The following is a 21504-nucleotide window of genomic DNA, read 5'->3' on the forward strand; positions in this document are numbered from 1 at the left end:
GCTCAAAGATCTGGTCGGAAAAATCGATAAGAATTTCAAAACACAAGAATTGGAAAAAGCCGTCGATCAGATGAAAAACGGTTCAACCCAGAAAAAAATGGATCAGTCCAAACAAGCGATTGCCCAGGATCAACAGAATCAACAACCGCAAAAAGAAAATCAACAGCAGGTCAGCAAAGATCTCGATTCGCTCGCCCAGCAATTGAGCAAAGCGCAACAAGAGTACCGTGAGCAGCAAGACAGCCAGATCATGAATGCTATGCGGAAAATTATTTTCGACATGTTGGAAACTTCCAAAGAGCAGGAATCGGTTATGGATGATGCGCGTTCGCTGATGAGTTTCAGTCCCCGGTATTCGCAAATGACACAGCGCCAGGCCGATGTTCGTACCAATATGGGGCGCGTGACGGAAAATTTGATCGACCTTTCCAACAATACCTTTTTTGTCACGACGGCATTGGGTAAACTTGTGGCCAGTGCTCTCAACGATATGAACGACGCCGTAAAAGAATTGGAGGAACGTAATACGGTTCGTGCACTAGGCAAACAAAATCAGGCCATGGGTTCAGTTAATGAAGCAGTTAAAATGCTGCTCCAAAGTATGGACAAAATGCAAAACGGCCAGTCGGGAACAGGAATGCAACAATTGATGGAAGAATTACAAAACATGGCCGGCCAGCAAGGGCAATTGAACGATCAAACTATTCCGTTTGGCCAGCAAAATGGCGGTCAGCTGTCTATGGAACAACAGGCGCAATTGGGTCGCATGATGGCGGAACAACAAGCGTTGAAGGAATCGCTGGAAAACATGCAAGGTCAATTGGAAGGCCAGCAAGACCTGAAAAATAAACTCGGCAACATGGCCAAAGAAATGGACGAAGTCATCAAAGACATGGCGCAACAAAAAGTTGACCGTAAAACAATTGAACGCCAGCAGAAAATTTTACAGCGCATGCTCGATGCTACGCGTTCCACTCAGGAAAAAGATTTCAGTGAGAAACGAAAAGGGGAAACCGGAAAAGATTACCGCACCAAAAGCCCGAATGAATTGCCATCAAACCTGACTGACCGTAAGGCCAAATTGCGTCAGGATTTATTAAAAATTTTACGTGAGGGATACTCCAAAGACTACGAAGAATTGATCAAAAAATATTTTGAAGCTTTAGGAAATGTAGCAGAAGGGGAGCAAGAAAAATAAAAAGCCCATAAGCTTGAACTTATAGGCTTGATCCGCACTTTTCTTTTATAACTATTTCATCATAGGGATTTTCACATTTTTTTCATTGGCGACTTTAATAGCTTCGCCATAGCCGGCATCCACATGCCGAACTACGCCCATGCCCGGATCGGTCGTCAGTACACGCTGAAGCCGCTTTGCTGCCGCATCGGTTCCGTCAGCGACGATTACCATTCCTGCATGCAAAGAATAGCCAATTCCCACTCCGCCGCCGTGATGCAGCGATACCCACGTTGCGCCGTTCACGGCGTTGATGGCAAAATTCAATAATGGCCAGTCGGCGATGGCGTCGCTGCCGTCTTTCATCGCTTCGGTTTCACGATTCGGCGAGGCAACGGAGCCGCAGTCGAGGTGATCACGTCCGATGACGATGGGCGCTTTGACTTTTCCGGATTTAACAAGATCGTTGAAAATTTGCCCGGCTTTATCGCGTTCGCCATAACCTAGCCAGCAGATACGCGACGGTAAACCCTGGAAGTGTACCTTCTCCTGTGCTTTTTTCAACCAGCGGCGAAGCGATTCTTTTTCAGGAAATGCTTTTAAGATCGCTTCATCCGTTGCGCGAATGTCATCCGGATCGCCCGACAACGCAGCCCAGCGAAACGGACCTTGTCCTTCGCAAAATAACGGACGGATGTAGGCCGGAACAAATCCCGGAAAATCGAAAGCATTTTTGACGCCTTGCTTCAACGCTTGCGCGCGAATGTTGTTGCCGTAATCAAAAACAATGGAACCTTTTTTCTGAAAATCGAGCATCGCCTGCACGTGCACAGCCATTGAATCCATCGCCCGGCGGATATATTCTTCAGAATGATTTTTCCGGTAATCAGCCAATTCGTCGATTTTCATTCCTGCAGGAACGTAACCGTTTAAAGCATCATGAGCGGACGTCTGATCAGTGACGATGTCAGGCATCATGTTGCGTTTAAGCATTTCAGGCAAAATTTCAGCTGCATTGCCGAGCAATGCAATCGATCGGGGTTCTTTCTTTTGTTTAAATTCTTGAGCTAATTTCCACGCTTCATCCAGCGATTTTACCATCACATCGCAATAACCCGTATCGAGACGGCGTTGAATTCGATGTGCATCGACCTCCACAAAAATACCCACGCCATCGTTCATTGTGACCGATAAAGGCTGAGCGCCGCCCATGCCGCCGAGGCCGGCTGTCAGTGTGATCGTGCCCTTCAGAGAACCACCAAAATGTTTTCTCGCACATGCGGCGAATGTTTCGTACGTGCCTTGCAAAATTCCCTGCGTGCCGATATAGATCCAACTGCCGGCCGTCATCTGCCCGTACATGGTCAATCCCATCCGTTCATACTCGCGGAAATTTTCCCATGACGCCCAGTGTGGAACGATATTCGAATTGGCCAGTATTACGCGTGGGGCATCCGGATGTGTTTTGAAAACGGCAACCGGTTTTCCGGATTGAACCAGCAGCGTTTCGTCATTTTCAAGCTGCTGTAAACTCCGGACAATAGCGTCAAAACAATCCCAGTTGCGTGCGGCTTTGCCGGAACCGCCGTACACGACTAATTCTTCCGGTTTTTCGGCCACGTCCGGATCAAGATTATTCATCAACATACGCATGGCTGCTTCCTGCAGCCAGCTTTTACAGGATAATTGCGAGCCTCTCGGCGCTCGAATAGTTTTCATAGCAATTCCTCAGTTTTAAATAGAACACTGACAACACTGATGAAACTGAAAAACACAGATTTCAATTTTTATCACTGAAAGTCGAACTGATCAGTGTTATCCGTGTACATTTTTCTTTTTATCATTTGTAAATATTTTACGGCGAAATTCTGGCTTCTTTCCAAAATTTAATAAAAGACCAACTTCAATTTCTGTTGCTTTTAAATAGTTGAGCAGTTGTAGCTCATGCTCTCTCACTAAAACTTCAGAAGCTTTGAGCTCGAGTATCACTCTATCATTGACAATAAGATCGGCAAAATATTCGCCAACATGTTGACCGGCATACGTTACTTTGATCGGCTTTTGTTTCTCGATTTTTAAATCATTATCCGCCAATTCGAGATAAAGCGCATTTTCATAAACCTTTTCAAGAAAGCCGAAGCCTAAAGTTCCGTATACTTTATAAAAGCCCTTTAAGATTTTGTCAGTTAATTCCTTATGTAATAGTTCTTTCACTTTTTTAATCGGTGTTAATCCGTCTTATCAGTGTTTTCCGTGTGCCATACGTTTTTTATTTCTTTCCTTCCAATTCGATCACCGGCATGATCATTTCTTCAAGAGAGATGCCGCCGTGCTGGAAACTGTCTTTATAATAGTTTTGATAATAATGGTAATTCGTAGGGTAAATGAAATAATAATCTTCTTTGGCGATGATGTAATGCATGTTCACGCCGCGGGCCGGTAATTTGTAATCGGCAGGATTTTTAACAAAGACGGCGTGCTTCGGATTCGCTTTGATATTTTTTCCGTATTTGTATCGTAAGCTGGTTGACGTTTCTTTATCACCGATGACCTGTGTTGCGTGTAAACTGCGAATGCTTCCGTGATCAGAAGTGACAATAATGGTGCAATCTAATTTCGAAAGGCGTTTGAGGATCTCAAACATCGGTGAGTGGTTGAACCATGCGTTACTAAGCGAACGATAAGCCGATTCGTTGGGCGCGATTTCTTTAATGACCGTAGAATCGCTGCGCGAATGTGCAAGGATGTCTAAGAAATTTAAAACAATGGCGGTCACTTCGGACGATTCGACGTAACTGACAATATTGCTTTCAAGATTTTTAGCGGCATCCATGTTGAGAATTTTAACGAATTTCAATTCTGTTTCGAGCGGTACGTGATTGGCTTTGAGCTGATATTCCAAAAGCTCTTTTTCAAAACGGTTGCGGCTGGAATCGTCTTCTTCGCCTTTTGTCCAGATTTCAGGAAATTTTCGTTCGATGTCGATCGGAAACATGCCGCTGAAAATCGCATTGCGTGAATAGGGAGTAGCGGTGGGAAGGATCGAGTAGTAATAATCTTTGTTAATTTTGAAATACGGATACAGCATCGGCTCAAATCCAAGCCATTGATCGAGGCGTAAGCAATCGATGACCAAAAACACGACACGTTTTTTGGCGGCAATTTTCGGGAAGACGTGCTTCCTGACAATATCAATGGATAATTCCGGTGACGCACCTGAACGGTCGTTGAGCCATGTTTGATAATTACGTTCGACGAACTTACCGAATTCGACATTGCAAGCCTGTTTCTGATTTTCCAGAGTCTGGCGTAAGCCGAGATCAGCAAACTCATCCAATTCAAGTTCCCATTGTGACAACGACAAATGGATATCGTACCAGTCCTTGAATGACAATGGCTCCATGAGTTGCATGGAAATTTTATTGAATTCCTGAATGTAATCTTTCGAAATTTTTTGACCCGTAATGTGGCGTGATTCAAGAATTTGTTTGCACGCCATCAGGATTTGGCTGGGATTGACAGGCTTGGTAAGATAAAAATCAATTTTTCGCCCGATCGCATCATCCATCAGCTTTTCTTCTTCGCTTTTGGTGATCATAATGACGGGCAGTGCCGGATGCAATTCTTTAATTTCTTCGAGCGTCGTAAGTCCGTCTTTACCCGACATCATTTCATCGAGTAATACCAGGTCGTATTTGCCGCTGTGAATATGGGTCACCGCGTCCTCGCCGTTCGTAACGGGCGTTACATCATAACCGCGTTGTTGTAAAAATAAAATGTGCGGCTTGAGCAGTTCGATTTCATCATCCGCCCAGATGATTTTTTTAGTCGACATTGTTGGACCTCGCTTTTAGTGATCGAAAAAATACATCGTAAAGAGGTTCGCGGTTAACTCCTTGGGTAAAGTTCAGACGTCGACAATATCGGACAAAATTTCCTGATTTTCTTTGATTTTATCGTAATGCTTGCGGGCGTGCTGCAATTCAGAACCGAAATGTTCAAACTTCCTGTTGAGATCGTCGTCGTCGCTTGAACGAAGAAAAATATCGATCAGTTTTTGTTCAAATGTTCGATCCGTTTCGACGTCACCGAGAATGATATCAAGTTCGCCGATCACAAGCTCAAACATCCGGATTTTATTGGATAATAATTCTAAAATACGCGCCTCGATCGTGTCTGTGACGGAGAGATTGAACACGAAAACTTCTTTTTCCTGGCCGAGCCGGTGTACGCGCCCGATACGCTGTTCAACACGCATCGGATTCCACGGTAAGTCATAATTGATAATCTGGTTGCAAAACTGCAAGTTCAGGCCTTCGCCTCCGGCCTGCGTACTGATCAGTACATCTTTGGAGTGACGGAATTTTTCAATAGCGTCTTTGCGGGCTTGTGTTCCGGAAAGCCCGCCGTAGAATAATTCGACGGACAATCCTTCACGCTCCAGTTCCATCTTCAAATGTCGCATCGTATCGATGAACTCGACGAAAATGATCGTCTTCGAAGGAAACTTCTTGAGTAATTCGATAGTGGCGGCGCTTTTACGGCTGAGCGGGATCGCATCGCACAGGCGAATGAAGTATTCAAGTTTATCTTTCGTTTTTTGAGGATAATTACGTTTCAGGAAATTTTGCAGCGTATGCCGTGTCGATTGCGGGCTGCTGCAGAGTTCGCGTTGTAACGTAATGAGCGATAAGATGTGCGTTTCAAAGTCGGTATCACGTCGGAATTCTTCCCGAACGTAATTCGTTACCTCGCGGTACAGTTCTCGTTCTGTTTCCGATAAATCGAGATGATAAATCGCGGCTTTGCGCGGAGGTAAATTGATACCGACTTTATCGCGCCGATTCCGGATCATCACTTCCTGCAGCAGATGTTTCAACTGATCTTCATTGTTCGGCAAACGCGGATCTTCTTTCGCCATGAATTTTCGTTTGAAAGAACGGATCGTTCCGAAAAGCCCCGGCTTGAGAATTGTAATGAGGCTGTAAAGTTCGGTCAAATCATTGTGCACCGGAGTTGCCGTCAGAAGCAGCACATATTTTTTCTTGATCTGGTTGACGAATTTGAATCCGATCGTACCGCGGTGTTTCAGCCGGTGCGCCTCATCGACGATGAGAAGATCAAATTCGCGCGACAATATAATATTCGCAGCTTCTTTGCGTTTGGCAAGATCGATGGATGCAATGATTTTTGAGGAGCGCCAGTCTTCTTCCTTTTCCGGTGCTGTAAAATGTTCGCCGAATTTGACCAGCATTTCGTCCTGCCATTGTCCGACGAGCGAAGCAGGCGTTAGGATTAAAATGTTTTTTGCCAGATTACGTTCAATGAGTTCTTTGGTGATCAAACCGGCTTCGATCGTCTTGCCGAGCCCGACTTCATCGGCGAGCAGAACTTGCCCGCGCATACGGCGGAGAGCCTCAAGAGCGGTATTGATCTGGTAATCGTAATGGGCAATGTTAGCGTCGCCGACGGATATCAACCGGTCGAAACCTGAAATGAGGTTCAATTTTTCCGCTTCGAGACGCAGTTGATATTCTTGAAGTGTGTCGTATTGTTTTTGATTCAACACTTTTTGAAACGACATATCCACTTTGATCTCGATGGGCGGCAATTCAATGCCTTCCTGTTTGAAAAAATCCAGGTGCATGGAATTGGTTTCAAAGTCATAGCCGCAGCGGAAACATTCGGTTACCGTCGTTTGGTCGAGCCAGCCGCAGCGCGGGCAACGTTTGGACGTGATGGCTTTGGCGGCGGTCTTAAATCGTTTGGTAAAGCTTTTAGGTTGGGGAATTTCAAGCCATTCGAAACGCTCGTGTTTTTTGACGCCCGGTGCGGCCGACGGTTCGGTAGCAATGGCATTCGAAGGAATTTCAATGTTCTCGAAAAATGATTTTTCTTTGGGGTCGGACAAGGACACTACTTTCAAGAAATTATTACAAAAAAAATCCCGAAAGATCGGGAAATGTCAAATCGTGAAAACGGCTTTAAAGTAATCGAATTGAAGGTTAAAATCAATACAGGCGGGCTTTCAATTGTTTTTTATCCTGACGTAGCAGTTCAGACGGCCGTCGGGATTATTTTCTCGTAATCTCAGTGTGTCGCGGCCGCTCCATTCGATGATTTGTTTTTTATTCATACCCAGGATTTGCAATACAGGCATTGTTTGAGACGAAAGAAACGTTTTTTCAGTTTGAGTAAAAAAGGTATTCCGGAATGTCAGCGAATCACCCGAAGCGGTCGAGGTATAAAACGATACCACATGATCTTTGGAAAATACGATCCGACGGCGTATGCCCGTTTCTTCAGCAGTTTTGGTAACGCCCAACAAACCACCGGACACGCTGATCCATTGCCATTCGCCAAAAAGCCGTGTTTCGTCAGCATCCTGATTTTGAATGGCCAGAGTGAACAATACAAGGAGTACCATTATACGATTTTTTTATGTTGGTTTTTGAATGAATTTAAAGTAATTTTTCCGGCGATAAAATAACGGAAACACGGATGGAAACCAATATTTTTGTTGAGAAAGCGGACGGTCATCGGTGCATGAACTGACTTGGTATGCGATTTTATCGCTGGTCATTGTTACGATCGCACAACACGAAACGGCTGTAGTGCTTTGGTACACGTTACTGCAGCAACATTTCGATCATTGGTCATCGGCTGCTGTCGCGACGTTTATAGTTGTTTCCGTCATTGATTTAATTTGGCTGTATTGTTTGTTTTTTATATTCCGTAATTCATTTCGCGGATTAGCCAAAATTCCGTGGATTCACGCTGTTCTTGAACGGATCAAGCACCGCCGCTGGTTTATCAAAATTCAGCCATTTTTTGTTAAAAAAGAAGCGCCGGAAGAAGCGGCAGCCGTCAAAACGCATGACTCGCGATTCAAAAGACTCGTGAAAAATTCAGGCCATTTTGGAATTTTTCTTTGCGGTGCTTTACCCGGACCCGGATTGAAAGAAATCGGTATTTTTATGGCGTTGACGCCAAAATACCGTCAAACAGGATTCTGGTTGATTTTTCTCGCCGGATTGCTTAAGACCGTAATGACATTGCTGGTTTACGGCGGACTCCATTCGGCGGTCAATCGGATGATCGAACAATGGTGGATGTAATCGTTTCATCGTAACATTCTTAACGGAGGAGAGACGTTATGGCGGGTATCATCATCGGCATCGTTGTTTTCATTATTGGCGTAGTATTGATCATACTTCGCCGGAAACAGCAGGATAAATTACTTGAAATCAAATCGACCCAGACTTCGACGGCAAAAGATTTGACGGAATTAAGCCAGTCGGTGAAGGATGAGCTTGGAACGACGGGCGGATTCAAACAACAAGCCGAAGTCAAAGGCGTCATTCGCTGTGAACGTCCGATCACGGGAGAATTATCCAAACAGACCTGCGTGTATTACGACATGAAAGTGGAAGAGCGTTACGAAGAAACATATTATGAAAACGACGCTCAGGGCCGCCAGCAACGCCGCACGCGTACCGGTTCGACCGTCGTAGCGAGCAATTCCCAGCGGATTCCGTTTTATGTCGATGATGGTACCGGGCGTATTTTGATCAATCCCAACAGCGCCGATATCGATCCGGTGCAAGTGTTGAGCCAATACGAAGCGCGCACCAGCGGTACGATCACCATCGGCGGTTTTTCTTTTACGGCCAGCGCCGGACGGGGGGATCGCAGAGTTTTGGGGTATCAATTTACCGAGCGAATTCTGCCTATCGATCGTAATGTTTATATTTTAGGAGAAGCCAGCGACAGTACGGGGACACTGACTATTCAAACGCCATCAGAAAAAGGCAAACCGTTTCTCATCACGCTCAAATCGGAAGAGGAATTGGCCAGGTCAACTGAGAGCGCAATCAAAGGACTGATGGTCGGAGCAGTGGTATGCTGGATAATCGGGCTCGGCGCAGTCGCCTACAGTATGTTTGCGAAATAATTCGGAGTAATGTACATATTCTTCCAATAAGGAGTCATTATGCCGCGTGACATTCCCGTAGGCAATGGAACGTTATTGATCGGGTTTGATAAAAATTACTACATCCGCGATCTGTACTTTCCATATGTCGGCAAAGAAAATCATGTACTCGGCAACGAATGCAAGTTCGGCGTCTGGGTCGACGGTCAATTCGCGTGGATGCACGAGGATTGGGAGCGCGATCTGCACTACCTGGATGATACGATGGTCACGGAAGTTGTGCTGACGAATCAGCGTTTGGGATTACAACTCGTCTGCAATGATGCCGTAGACTTTTACGAAAATATTTATCTCCGGAAAATTACCGTGCACAATCTCACCGACCGGCCGCGTGAAGTGCGCGTATTTTTTCATCATAGTTTCAATATTGCCGAATCCGACGTCGGCGACACGGCGCTGTTCGATCCCAAAATCGGATGCGTCATGCATTATAAAAGCGACCGTTATTTTTTGATCAATTTTTATAACGACGATCATTTCGGCGTTGATCATTTTGCCAACGGCAAAAAAGGCGGCGGACTTGAAGGGACTTGGCGTGACGCGGAAGACGGTATTTTGGAAATGCATCCGATCGCGCAAGGCTCCGTCGATTCGACGATCGCCATGCATTTAAAAACCATACCGCCGAAAGCGTCCGATGATTTTTATTATTGGATTATTGTCGGTAAGACGTACGGCGAAGTGGCCAATCATAATTCGTTCGTTCGGCAATATAATCCGGACCGCGTGTTGAAACGGATTATCGATTACTGGCGGTTGTGGATCAAAAAAGAACAAACGAATTTTGACGAATTACCCGAATCGATTGTGACGCTTTATAAGCGCAGTTTGCTGACCGTGCGAACGCAAATTGACAATGAAGGCGCGATCATTGCGGCGAATGATTCCGATATTACGGCGACCGGTCGTGATACCTATAGTTATATGTGGCCGCGCGATGGTGCATTTGTGGCGTACGCGATGGATATGGCCGGATACTCATCCGTGACGCGTAAATTTTTCGATTTCTGTGCGCGCGTGATCAAGACCAACGGTTATTTTCTGCATAAATACAATCCCAATGGTACGGTCGCGAGTTCGTGGCATCCATGGGTCAAGGACGGTCGAACGCAATTACCGATCCAGGAAGATGAAACGGCTTTGGTCGTATGGGCGTTATGGCATCACTTTCAAAAATACCACGATCTGGAATTTATCCGTCCGTTGTACGGGCCGCTCGTGATTCGTACTGCCGATTTTATGTGTCATTTCCGTAACGAAAAAACCGGTTTACCGCATCCGTCGTATGATTTGTGGGAAGAGCGGCACGGCATACTCACATTTACGACAGCCGCCGTTATTGCAGGTTTACGGGCCGCGGCCCAATTTGCAGAAGCGTTCGGTGAAACTGAAAAAGCGATGAAATACCGCGACGTGGCGGATACGATGAAAACGGCTATGGATACGCATTTATATTCGCAAGAAAAAAAACGGTTTGTGCGTATGATCAATCAAAAAACGGACGGTACTTTCGAGACTGACTGGACCATGGATGCAAGCCTGTACGCCGTTTTTGCGCTTGGCGTGTACGATCCTCACGATGAAAAAGTGGTCAATACCATGAAAGCGATTTACGATAGTTTGTGGTGTAAAACGGCGGTCGGCGGTATTGCGCGATATGAAAACGATTACTACCACCAGGTGAGCCAGGATATTAAAAATGTACCCGGCAATCCGTGGTTTATTTGTACGTTATGGTGGGCTCAATACCAGATTATGAAAGCGCGCAATAAAACCGAACTTCGCGAAGCATTGCCGACACTGGAATGGGCAGCGTCACGCTCTTTAAAATCAGGCATTCTGGCCGAGCAGGTGCATCCGTATACCAATGAACCGTTGTCCGTTTCCCCGCTCACGTGGAGTCATGCCATGGTGGTCACATGCGTGATGGAATATCTCAAAAAGCTGGAACATCTTGAATTATGCGGTACATGCGGCCAACCGCTTTTCAGAACGAAGGATGCACAGACTGTTTGATAGTAATTGTAACGCCTCTGCACTTGAATGCAAAATAGTTTTTCCGTAAAATGGCTTTGAACCATGATATAATCAGAAACTTATCGTTTATTTACCCGTAAGAGAACGCGGCACAATTTCCGGAAAAGGAATAATGGAAAAACCGGTCATCAAAGACAAACTTCTGATTTTTTTCGTCCTCCTGCTTTTTGCTTCCGGGTTGGCGCTCAATTCGTTTTTGTACTACGCCAAGTTGCGTTTCGGCTGGGGCGTAATGCTGAACGAACTGCTCAACATAAGCGTCCTTTCTCTCATATTATATACCTCGTTTAAAACATCGAAATTCGAAGACATCAGCATCACGCAAAAACTACGGTTGAGTTTGCTGCTGGTCATTTTGATTTATGTGGTCGGTTATGCCTGCGTGGCCGCAGTACAACCCGAATTCATTACGCCGCGGTATGCGGGTGGGTTTGTGATGAAGCCGAATTCCTGGGCGGCCGTGATGGTGGCGAATATTATCGGTATGGTCGCACTGGCCTGTCTGTGCGTCTGTCTGGCTATTCTGCGATCGCTTATTTTTTACCGCCGCAAAAAAAATACGCCGACGAATTTCTATATATTTTTGTTCTTTGGTGCGCTGACGATGTTGTCTTCGGCGATGGCAGGAAAACCGCTTAAATATGATCTTGCTTCCAATCACCTGATGACGTCGATGCTGCTTGTAGTGACGACCGTTTTCATGACGATCAATGTATTCAGAGTAGGCTGGATCACGGTGTTGAACCGGCGGCAGAAATTTCTCACGTTTCTCGGTGGCATTTTATTTACCATGGTCGGGGCGGGCTTGCTGGCCGCGGAAGTCGGAGCGGGCGTAACCTTCGCCGATATGGTCAATTCGTATAGTCTTATGGCCGGTTCGTTTTTATTTTTGATGACGATTTTTATTTTCCTCTACAGCCTGATCACGACGATCAATGCCTTGCTGCATCTGCCGACGGCGGCGATTTATGATAAAAAAGTACGCGAAATCAATTCGTTTTATAACCTCAGCCGCACGATCAATTCGCTGTTTGATTTCGATAAAATCGTTACGACGGTGACGGAACTGGTTTGCGATGCGACCAGCGCCAACGGGTGCTGGCTTGAGATGGCCAACGTCAAGAATCCTACTGCACGGTATCAATTTGATTTTGTTGCACTCAAAGCGCGCGAAGGATTTACCGTACATTTTCTTGAACTCAGTTTCAAAAAATATCTGCACAAAGATAAAACGTCAGCCATGATTCCGTCCAACGATCAGGATTATCTGTCGTATATGGCGCAACCGGTCGAGTCCATTTTGCACGATAAAAAGCCGGTCTTGGTCAATCAGGTCAAACGGGACAAACGGACGAAAGATCTCAAACGTTCGCCGATCGAATCGCTCATCGCCGTTCCGATTATTTCTTACGATGAAGTGATCGGGATTATTTACGCGGTGAAATCGGTCCAATTCGGTTTCGATCAGGATGACGCGGCGATCATTTCGGCCTTTGCGAATCAAACGTCGATGGCTATCGAGAATACGCGCCTCCTCAAAGAGTCTTTGGAAAAAGAGCGGTTGGCCCAGGAACTCCGTATTGCACATGAAGTACAAATGCGTTTGATACCGCAGGAAATTCCGCGTATCCACAATTCAGAAAAAACCGTAATGTTGGACATTGGGGCGACAACGTTACCGGCCAGCGAAGTCGGAGGCGATTATTATGACTTTGTCTTGCTGCCGGATACGCGAACAGGGATTGTTGTGGCGGACGTTTCCGGCAAAGGTACTTCGGCGGCATTTTATATGGCCGAAATCAAAGGGATTATCCAATCGCTTGCCGGGCATTATCCTTCGCCGAAAGAATTGCTGATTGCCGTGAACGATGTACTGTACTGCAGCATGGACCGGAAATCGTTTATCACGCTCATTTACGCCGATTTCAACGTGCATACAGGCGAATTGCATTTTGCACGGGCTGGGCATTGTCCACTTCTGCATGTCAATTCGAATGAACACCATTTCCTGCAGCCGAGCGGTATCGGTCTCGGTCTGGATAACGGCCGAATTTTCAAAGAAACCATTGAAGATGTAAAAGTCAAAGTACGGCATGACGATATTTTTGTGTTGTATTCCGACGGGCTCATCGAAGCGCGTAACATCCATGGCGATGAATTCGGGGAAGATCGTTTGTGTGAGTCCGTGGAGCGTGTACGCGAACATGCGGCTGAATTCATTAAGGAATCGATAGTCAATGACGTGCGTACGTTTGTCGGTAATGCCAAAGTGCACGACGATCTGACTTGTGTAGTATTGAAAGTGCATAACGTTAATAAGGAAAACGAACCCAAAACGCCGACGGCTACGTTGATTCAAAAATCGTTGAAAGTATAATACGTTTTGTCTTGATGAGGAATCAGAATTGAAATGACGATGTTTTGCCTTGAAATAAATGAAAAATTGAATTACCATTCTGACACTCGTGTGTTAAAACTAATTCATTTTTTCATTGTTAAACCAAGTAGGAAGCTTCAATGAATGGATTTGAGGTAGTACGCAAAGATCTGGCGGACGTTTCAACCCTTTTTCTGAAAGGGTATCTTGACGCCCATACGTACCCGCAATTCGAATCCGCGCTGCAGAAATTGATGGATGAAAAACGGTTTAAGATCATTGTCAATTTCAGCGATTTGAGCTACATCTCGAGCGCAGGACTCGGCGTATTTATGGGATTCATCGAAACCGTTCGCGAAAATGCCGGTGACATCAAATTGTGCGCCATGTCGCCGAAAGTTTTCAAAGTATTTGACCTGCTCGGATTTCCGACGATTTATGATATTGTCAATGATGAGACGCAGGCTCATCAGAAATTTTCCGATGGCAGCAGAACGAATTAGGAGGCGTTGTGGTGAAGCTTAGCACGAGGTTTGACCGTGAATAAAAATGAAACCAACAAATTTACCCTGAAGATCCCCAGCCGCACGTATAATCTGGGCATTATCCGGGAGTTTATTCAAGGGATCGCACGTCAATTCGGATTCAGCGACGATACGATAGGGGAAATCCAATTGGCCGTGGATGAAGCCTGTTCCAACGTAATCAAACACGCTTATCAATACGACAATAATAAAAAAATCGATATTATGGTCGAAACGAACGGCAGCAAGCTGACGATTATTATCAGCGACCGCGGCAAAGGTTTCGATCCAGGAAAACTCGAAACACCCGAACAGCGTCTCCAGAAGCATGCCCGCGGCGGTCTCGGTATCGCATTGATCAAGAAAGTGATGGACGAAGTATCGTTTGACATTCATCCCGGCAGCCGCAACGAAGTCCGCATGGTAAAATATATTTCCTGAAATTTCCTTCCATTTTAAATTCCAATTCTTTATTCTTTCCCAACGAATTTAGCCACTGAACACGATACCAAAACATTTGGATTCTAAAATTTATCTCAATGTGTTCTGAATTTCTGTGGCCGCTTTAACCAACGAATACAAAACATGCTAGACCTGAATCTTCTTGAGAGTCTGTCGGCTCTTACCGGAATTTTCCTCCTGTACCCGGAAACGCATTATGTTTTTCGGTTCTTGCCTTTCAGCCGTTATAAAAAAAGGGAACCGGAAATTCTGGCGGATGCGCCGTACCGGCTTGAACCCGGATTGGATCTGCCGCTGCTGGTGATGATCAAAGACGCCCATCGTTATCCGATTGAGCTTAAACGTTTGTTCGTCAAACTTTCAGGGCATGCATCCGAGCGAACGTTTGAATTTCCGTTGAGTACAACCGTTAATGTTCCAATGTGGCATCAAGTAGTCACTATTCCAGTCGAGGACGCTTTTCGTGGTCACGTCATGCGCGTCGATTGCGAAATTACGTACACTCTCGACGGCGTTGTAAAAAAAACGTATAATGATAATTTTGAAGGACTCAGCCATTCCGCGTTGACGGTGTTTTGTGCGGATGAAAAATTGCCTGCCATAAAAGGCTGGAAGGTCGGCGACGTACATTATCATTCATCATACACTGACGATCAGGTTGAATTTGGCGCTCCGCTGGATGCTGCAGGAGCAATGGCGGAAGCGATCGGTTTGTCGTTTTTTGCGGCGACGGATCATTCGTACGACCTCGACGACTGCACGGATAATTATTTAGAAAACGATCCGGCATTGCCCAAATGGCTTGCTCAGCAAAAAGAAATCCAGGAATGGAATACCCGCCACAAAGAATGCATAATCATCCCGGGTGAAGAAGTATCCTGCGCAAATATGGCCGGCCGAAATATTCATGCGCTCGTGCTTGGGCATCCGCAATTTCTGCCGGGTTCCGGGGATAGTGCGGAAAAATGGTTTTATACGGACGCGGAATTGTCCGTCGCCGATCTGGCGCGGCGCGCACCGGAAGCGGTGATTATTGCCGCGCATCCGCAGGACCGAGCCTCATGGCTGGAAAAATTTTTCATTCGCCGTGGCCGCTGGACCGATGACGATGTGCGTACCGACGGTGTGCACGGCCTTCAGATACTTAACGGCATCGATAATGAAGCCTTTGCCGACGGCCTGCGCCAATGGATCCGTCTTCTCCTCAAAGGCGAAAAACTTTTCATCTGTGCCGGCAATGATGCGCATGGCAATTTCAATCGTTATCGGCAAGTCAGGATACCCATGTTCCGTCTGGAAGAACGAGACCATCATCAACGGTTCGGTTTTGCTAAAACGGCCGTTTTTCTCGAAGAAGAATGTAGTCATTTCAATATTCTGAAAGCTTTGCGGGAGGGGCGGTCACAGATCACTACCGGTCCACTGATCGACTGGAGTGTTAAAAGTGAATATAATTCAGCCATTACCGGGGGAACAGTGCTTGGTCCGTTCTTAACTATATCAATAAGGGCAGTGTCAAACCAGGAGTATGGTCCAATCAGGTCAATTAAATTGTTTACAGGGGAGGTTCACGGAAAAGAAAATCTTTTAAAAGAATATAACTATAATAAAATCTATGACTGCAACGAAGTTTATCTGTATAATACCACATCTAACAACTACCTGCGATGCGAAGTGCTAACGGATCTGGGTTTTTTTTCGTATTCCAATCCAATATGGATTAACCGGCGTGATTAAAATCATATTATTTATAATAAACTTACATTTAATTTTTTTAAAAAAAAACTTGCATCGCTTTTCTTAATTCTTTATACTCTTTAACCCTAAGTATAAGATACCCATACCTTGCACAGTATCACGTTATGACGGGGATAGTCGGCGTGATGACCCTTGTTTACATTGAATAAGTCATGTAAACATTAAATACGCTTCAACACACTAGATTTTAACTAATTCGACATTGGAAAAATTTTTTATGTTTCAGATAAAGATGGCGGAGGTGTCATGTTAAGTAGGTCTTTTGCAACTACTAAACCCCTATCATTAATTGTATTACTGTTTGGTTTGTCATTATTAGCTTCAACACAAGCTAATGCACAAGCTACTTGGTATTCTCAAGGTACCAATGCGTTCAGTACATTAGCCAATTGGAATAGTTCACCGGGTGGTGGTGGTAGCAATCCTACTGCTGGCGATCTAACGGACGGTAATAGTACCTTTATCATTCAAGGCAGTGATATTATTACTGTTGATCAAAACCTGACTGTTGATTCAATTGAAGTTCAAAGTAGTGGGACATTAAGATTTGACGATAATGGCCCTTATACAGTTACTTTGAATGCTGATTTCATAAACGACGGAACAGTTAATATAACTAATCCTGATGCGAATTCTGGCTTTTTTATTCATGTTATTGACTTGAATGCTGATTTTGTAAATTCAGGCACGTTTGATGGATCATTAGTAACCGGAAGTGCACCGAACAATATAGCAATAAGTGCAACTTTTACCAGTTCAACCCAATCGCAACTTATTGATATAAGTGCAGGGACGGTTACTTTCAACAATCTCACTATTAACAATTCCTTTGGCACTGTATCGACGGGATCAATTGGGATTACTGTTGGTGGTGCGTTAACAATTTCTTCAAATTTTACTTTGGGTACTGGCAATATTACACTTAATGGAAATGTTACGAAGAATGGTGGAACCCTTGATGCAACAACAAATTCATCTACTTTGATTTTTTCAGGAAGTGGAAATCGAACTGTGACAATTAATACGGACCAAACTTTTAATAACATTACTTTAAATAAAAGTTCAGGTTCATTTACGTTCGCTGGTTCTGGCGGAACTAGATCGTTTCAAGTTAACGGTACCTTTACAAGAACAGTTGGAAGCTTGTCATTGAGCTCGGCAACTTTTCGCTATGGTGCATCAGGCAGGTTAGTTTATGACGGGGGTTCAATTACAGTTGGTAATGAATGGCCAACCAGTTCTTCTGATGCACCATCTCAAATTCGATTTGCTCCCAATGCAAATGCAACCTATACGTTTAACAGTACTTATCCTGTTCCAAATAACGGCTATATAACCGTGGACGGAACATCGGGCGATCCATCTTTGACAGGAGGAGCCGGTGGAATCAGCTATGGCACAGGAACTGGATTAATTTATAATGGCACTAATACCCATACGGTAGGCAAGGAATGGATTTCTACGCATGTTGTAGACAGTCTTGTTCTTAACAATTCAGGTAATATAACCGTTTCATCAGGGCGCCGTTTTATTGGAAAAAAATTCGTACTAACGAATGGCGAATTGAAACAAGGAATTGCCGGTGATACTCTGTATGTGGGTGGATCGCTCGTTGGAGGATTGATAGGTGGTGGCGTTTATGATACTACCAATAAAAACGGGACTTTGGTTTTCAATGGCAATACTCGTCAGACTATTTCAGGAAGCGCAACCGTGTATCGGTTGCATGTGAACAAATCAGGCTCCAATGACACACTTGAAGTGCAAGCATCAGCTATAATAGTCAGAAGTTGGATTAATGTTGTTGATGGTGTTCTATTAGTAGGCGGCGGAGCATCTTTATCTGCGAATGATAGTATAGTTGTAAACAGCGGAGCCACCTTTGCTGTTTCTACAGACCCGTCAGCCGTTGCTAATCCGGGATTATTAAAACTTGTTGGTACCGGTCGTTATGCTACCGGTGGCAAAGCGATTAATGCAGATACTTTAAGTCTGGCTTTAACCAGTACTTTGGTTTTCAATGGTATTGGACTGCAAGAAACCATGCCTGATACCAATATTACTTTTGGCAATATTGAAATGGCTAATGCCAGTGGATTAAAAGTAGCTATAGGTCGAACAGTGGTTGTGGCCGGTGATATTACGTTTACCGCAAACGGAAAACTGCAAACAGGTTCTTTGAATTCAGCTGGAACTTTGGAGTTATATGGAACTGTCTCGGGAAGTAATAGTAGCCGATATATTGACGGACCACTGCGTCGGCGTATTACCAATAATTCATCTTATAGTTATCCTGTTGGTCGTGCTTCGAGTTATCGTCCGGCAAATTTTCAATATCAAAATTTCGGCGGTGGCTCCAATGAAGTTATTGAAATCGAATATCTGAATACGGCTCCTCCCGGGCAAACAAACGAGCCTTCCGGGGTTATTTCAATTTCAGGCGGAGGATATTATACAGTCAAATCAATCAGTGGAACACGACCAACCAGCAAAACGTTAAACATTACTTTGCGCTACACTGATTCAGGGTTTATGCCGGATTCACGTAACCGTATTGTTCGCCAGATTGCCGCGAGCACGACTGATCCTGCTTATGAACTCCTGACCGGTGAAACGCTTGATGAACCGAATGACGATATTACAGTGAATGGAGTCAGCGATATTCCAACAAACGATGGTGTATTTGCATTTGGCGCCGGTGGTGCAACGGTGAAATGGGATAACGGGCAAGGCGACGGTTTGTGGACAAGTCAATTGAATTGGGATGGAAATACGGTACCGGGTTCTCTAGATTCAGTTGTTTTAGATAATTCAATCGTTACAGGCAATTATACCGTCACACTCAGTGGAACGACTGCACAAAATGTTTTGGCTTTAACAATCGGTGACGATGGTGCAAATACTGTAGCATTAAATATTACCAACACCAACGGAACGCCTTTGTCTTTTTATCACGCAACTTCACTGACCGGTTTGAGAGTTTTGTCTGACGGTACATTGACGATCAACGGGACGACCGGAGGTTTAGGATTTATCAATAACGCCGGCGTGAATTTCGAAAACAGTTCGACATTCAATATTACAACCGGTACCGGTTTCAGTACTTCCGGAGCGCAAGTTTTTGGCGCAACAAGCAACACAACTATTTCCTCAACGACTGTTTCAGCTGATGTGAAAGGTTCCAATTTCGGTAATCTGACTTTGAGTCCTTCTTCCGGAACTTTGAATTGGGATGCAAATTTTCAGGCTCAAGGCAATGTCACCGTCACGATTGCTACGGTCGTGGTAAATACCGATGCCACGCCTCAGACAGCCAGTATCGGCGGTAACCTGAATGCGAATGGCGGTACGTTTACGCTGAATAACGGTTCAGCTGATCAGGATCTGACAATTACCGGCAATATCAGTGTTGCGGGCGGAGTTCTGAACCTAACCACGTCATCCGGTAGTGGCAATATCGGTGCAACTAATCTGAATATTTCTTCCGGAACTTTCCGTATGGTCAATGGCGGCGGCGGATCGCCTGTATTAACGTTGTCGGGAGACTATAATCAGACAAACGGTACTTTTACATCCATATCGGCCGGTACGCCGACATTGAACGTCGCCGGTAATTTTACGGCCAGCGGCGGAACGTTTACCCATACCAACGGTGCGTTTGTATTTAACGGCAATAGCCAACAAACTATCAATAGCGCGGCGACTTTCAACAATCTGACGTTCAATAACACCCGTGCCGGTATGAATCCCGATGACATTGATGTTCTTGCAAATTTAACGGTCAATGGAACGCTGACTTTAACGGACGGCATTGTCGATATGAATGCAAATATCATGATACTCAATGCAGCCGCCGTATCGACTGTTGCCGGTTCGACATCCTTTGTCAACGGTCAAATGAGACGATTCTTCTCGAATACAGCCAATAATCTTACTTTCCATACCGGAAAGGATACTTTGTATCGCCCGGTTACTATTTCGGGAACGGTTACCGGTAATCCTCATATTTTGGTTAACCAGATTGAAATCGGCAATTTTATTCCTTTGACTACCGGCCTGTCAGGAGCTTTAGTGAAAGTGTCCCGGATCAGAAACTGGCAGGTAACTTATACGGCAAACGGAGGAACATTTGCCACTCCCATTGTTACATTGAGTTATAACAATGCGGGGCGTCAAACCACAAGTGATGGAGTTTATCCTATTACAGGCGCTGCTGTAGCAACAGACGTTTCAATTGCGCATCAGCCTAATCAAACCGGATTATGGCTTGATCTGGAAGGTAATCTTGTCGGTACGTTTACGAATGGAAGCAGCGGAACGGTTGCCAGCGTCAATGCGCTCGCCTTCGTCAGCGGTCAAACCGATCTTTTTACTTTTGGCGCAACTAACAGTGACGTCAGTTTACCGGTGGAATTGTCACAATTCGAAGCGTACGAAATGGAAAAACTCGGACAAGTAAAACTGCAATGGAAAACGGAATCGGAAGTTGACAATGCCTATTGGCTTGTTCAGCGTAAAAAAGGTAATGCTGATTTTGAAACAATCGCCAATATCAAAGGTCAAGGCTCCAAAACAAGCGCCACGATGTATGAATTTGTTGACTTGGAAATTATTGCGGGCGATACATTAACGTATCGTTTGGCTGATGTGTCCTATGCGGGAACGATCACGTATCACGAATCGAAAGACGTGGCCGTGTCCATGCCTTCAAAATTCGAGCTCCTGCAAAATTATCCGAATCCCTTCAACCCCGTGACGACAATTGGCTACAAATTACCACAATCGACGAAAGTTTCGATCTCCGTCTACAATGTTTTAGGACAGAAAGTCCGTGATTTGGTACGTGAAGTGAAAGATGCAGGTACTCATCGCGTTGTATGGGATGGCAGAAATGATGCCGGCGTGCAGGTCGCTTCCGGTATCTATATTTATAGACTCGAAGCAGGACAGTTCCGAACAACCCGGAAAATGTTTTTCATAAAATAGAAAACATAGCTGAAAATTTAAAACCCGCAAGATTGATTAGTCTTGCGGGTTTTTTGTTTTTAAGGTGCGGCTTTAACGAAATTGATTCAGTAAATTTTATTCTTTTAGAAATTCTCGGATAGCGTTCATTGTCTTTTCATTTTCTTCGATGAAAGGGTTGTGGCCGCTTTTTTTCATGAAAATCAAACGA

At 44.9% G+C, this 21504-nt stretch carries 14 protein-coding genes; 9 read left to right on the top strand and 5 right to left on the bottom strand.

Translation table 11 applies throughout. From position 1 onward, the window contains the following. Positions 1-1198: DUF4175 domain-containing protein (locus K1X84_13360; GenBank protein ID MBX7152623.1), on the top strand; the 1198-nt coding region annotated here is incomplete at its 5' end. A 51-nt stretch (positions 1199-1249) separates the two neighbouring features. Here the strand turns inward: K1X84_13360 and hutU are convergent. The 5 genes from hutU to K1X84_13385 all read right to left on the bottom strand — a co-directional run bounded on the left by hutU (position 1250) and on the right by K1X84_13385 (position 7604). After that, a complete protein-coding gene (hutU, locus tag K1X84_13365) occupies positions 1250-2896 on the bottom strand; it encodes a urocanate hydratase (protein ID MBX7152624.1) in 1647 nt (548 codons plus the stop codon). Between the two features lie 96 nt (positions 2897-2992). Next, the gene (locus K1X84_13370) at positions 2993-3391 is read right to left on the bottom strand and encodes a GxxExxY protein (protein MBX7152625.1); all 399 of its coding nucleotides are present in this window, start codon (positions 3389-3391) and stop codon (positions 2993-2995) included. Between the two features lie 55 nt (positions 3392-3446). Beyond that, positions 3447-5012 carry a PglZ domain-containing protein gene (locus K1X84_13375; protein ID MBX7152626.1) on the bottom strand — a complete coding sequence of 522 codons (1566 nt, stop codon included), beginning with the start codon at positions 5010-5012 and terminating at the stop codon, positions 3447-3449. Between the two features lie 72 nt (positions 5013-5084). Next, complete coding sequence (locus K1X84_13380) at positions 5085-7088, bottom strand: DEAD/DEAH box helicase family protein (protein ID MBX7152627.1); 2004 nt, start codon at positions 7086-7088, stop codon at positions 5085-5087. A 117-nt stretch (positions 7089-7205) separates the two neighbouring features. Continuing rightward, the gene (locus K1X84_13385; GenBank protein ID MBX7152628.1) at positions 7206-7604 is read right to left on the bottom strand and encodes a hypothetical protein; all 399 of its coding nucleotides are present in this window, start codon (positions 7602-7604) and stop codon (positions 7206-7208) included. Between the two features lie 115 nt (positions 7605-7719). On the opposite strand from K1X84_13385, the gene K1X84_13390 reads away from it, so the two are divergent. From K1X84_13390 to K1X84_13425, 8 genes are all read left to right on the top strand, one after another. Then, a complete protein-coding gene (locus tag K1X84_13390) occupies positions 7720-8295 on the top strand; it encodes a hypothetical protein (GenBank protein ID MBX7152629.1) in 576 nt (191 codons plus the stop codon). Positions 8296-8333: 38 nt separating this feature from the next. Next, positions 8334-9131, top strand: coding sequence for an E3 ubiquitin ligase family protein (locus K1X84_13395; GenBank protein MBX7152630.1), 798 nt, complete (start codon positions 8334-8336; stop codon positions 9129-9131). Between the two features lie 39 nt (positions 9132-9170). Beyond that, positions 9171-11186, top strand: coding sequence for a glycoside hydrolase family 15 protein (locus K1X84_13400; GenBank protein MBX7152631.1), 2016 nt, complete (start codon positions 9171-9173; stop codon positions 11184-11186). A gap of 133 nt (positions 11187-11319) precedes the next feature. Next, a complete protein-coding gene (locus tag K1X84_13405; protein ID MBX7152632.1) occupies positions 11320-13584 on the top strand; it encodes a SpoIIE family protein phosphatase in 2265 nt (754 codons plus the stop codon). A gap of 140 nt (positions 13585-13724) precedes the next feature. Next, positions 13725-14087, top strand: a complete 363-nt coding sequence (locus K1X84_13410; protein MBX7152633.1) for an STAS domain-containing protein — start codon at positions 13725-13727, stop codon at positions 14085-14087. 36 nt (positions 14088-14123) lie between these two features. Beyond that, a complete protein-coding gene (locus K1X84_13415) occupies positions 14124-14549 on the top strand; it encodes an ATP-binding protein (GenBank protein ID MBX7152634.1) in 426 nt (141 codons plus the stop codon). 144 nt (positions 14550-14693) lie between these two features. Continuing rightward, positions 14694-16307 carry a CehA/McbA family metallohydrolase gene (locus K1X84_13420; protein ID MBX7152635.1) on the top strand — a complete coding sequence of 538 codons (1614 nt, stop codon included), beginning with the start codon at positions 14694-14696 and terminating at the stop codon, positions 16305-16307. 267 nt (positions 16308-16574) lie between these two features. Continuing rightward, positions 16575-21314: a T9SS type A sorting domain-containing protein gene (locus K1X84_13425; protein MBX7152636.1), complete on the top strand. Its 4740-nt coding sequence runs from the start codon at positions 16575-16577 to the stop codon at positions 21312-21314. The last annotated feature ends 190 nt before the right edge of the window (positions 21315-21504 follow it).

Source organism: bacterium (genome assembly GCA_019695335.1).
Taxonomy (GTDB): domain Bacteria; phylum CLD3; class CLD3; order SB21; family SB21; genus JABWBZ01.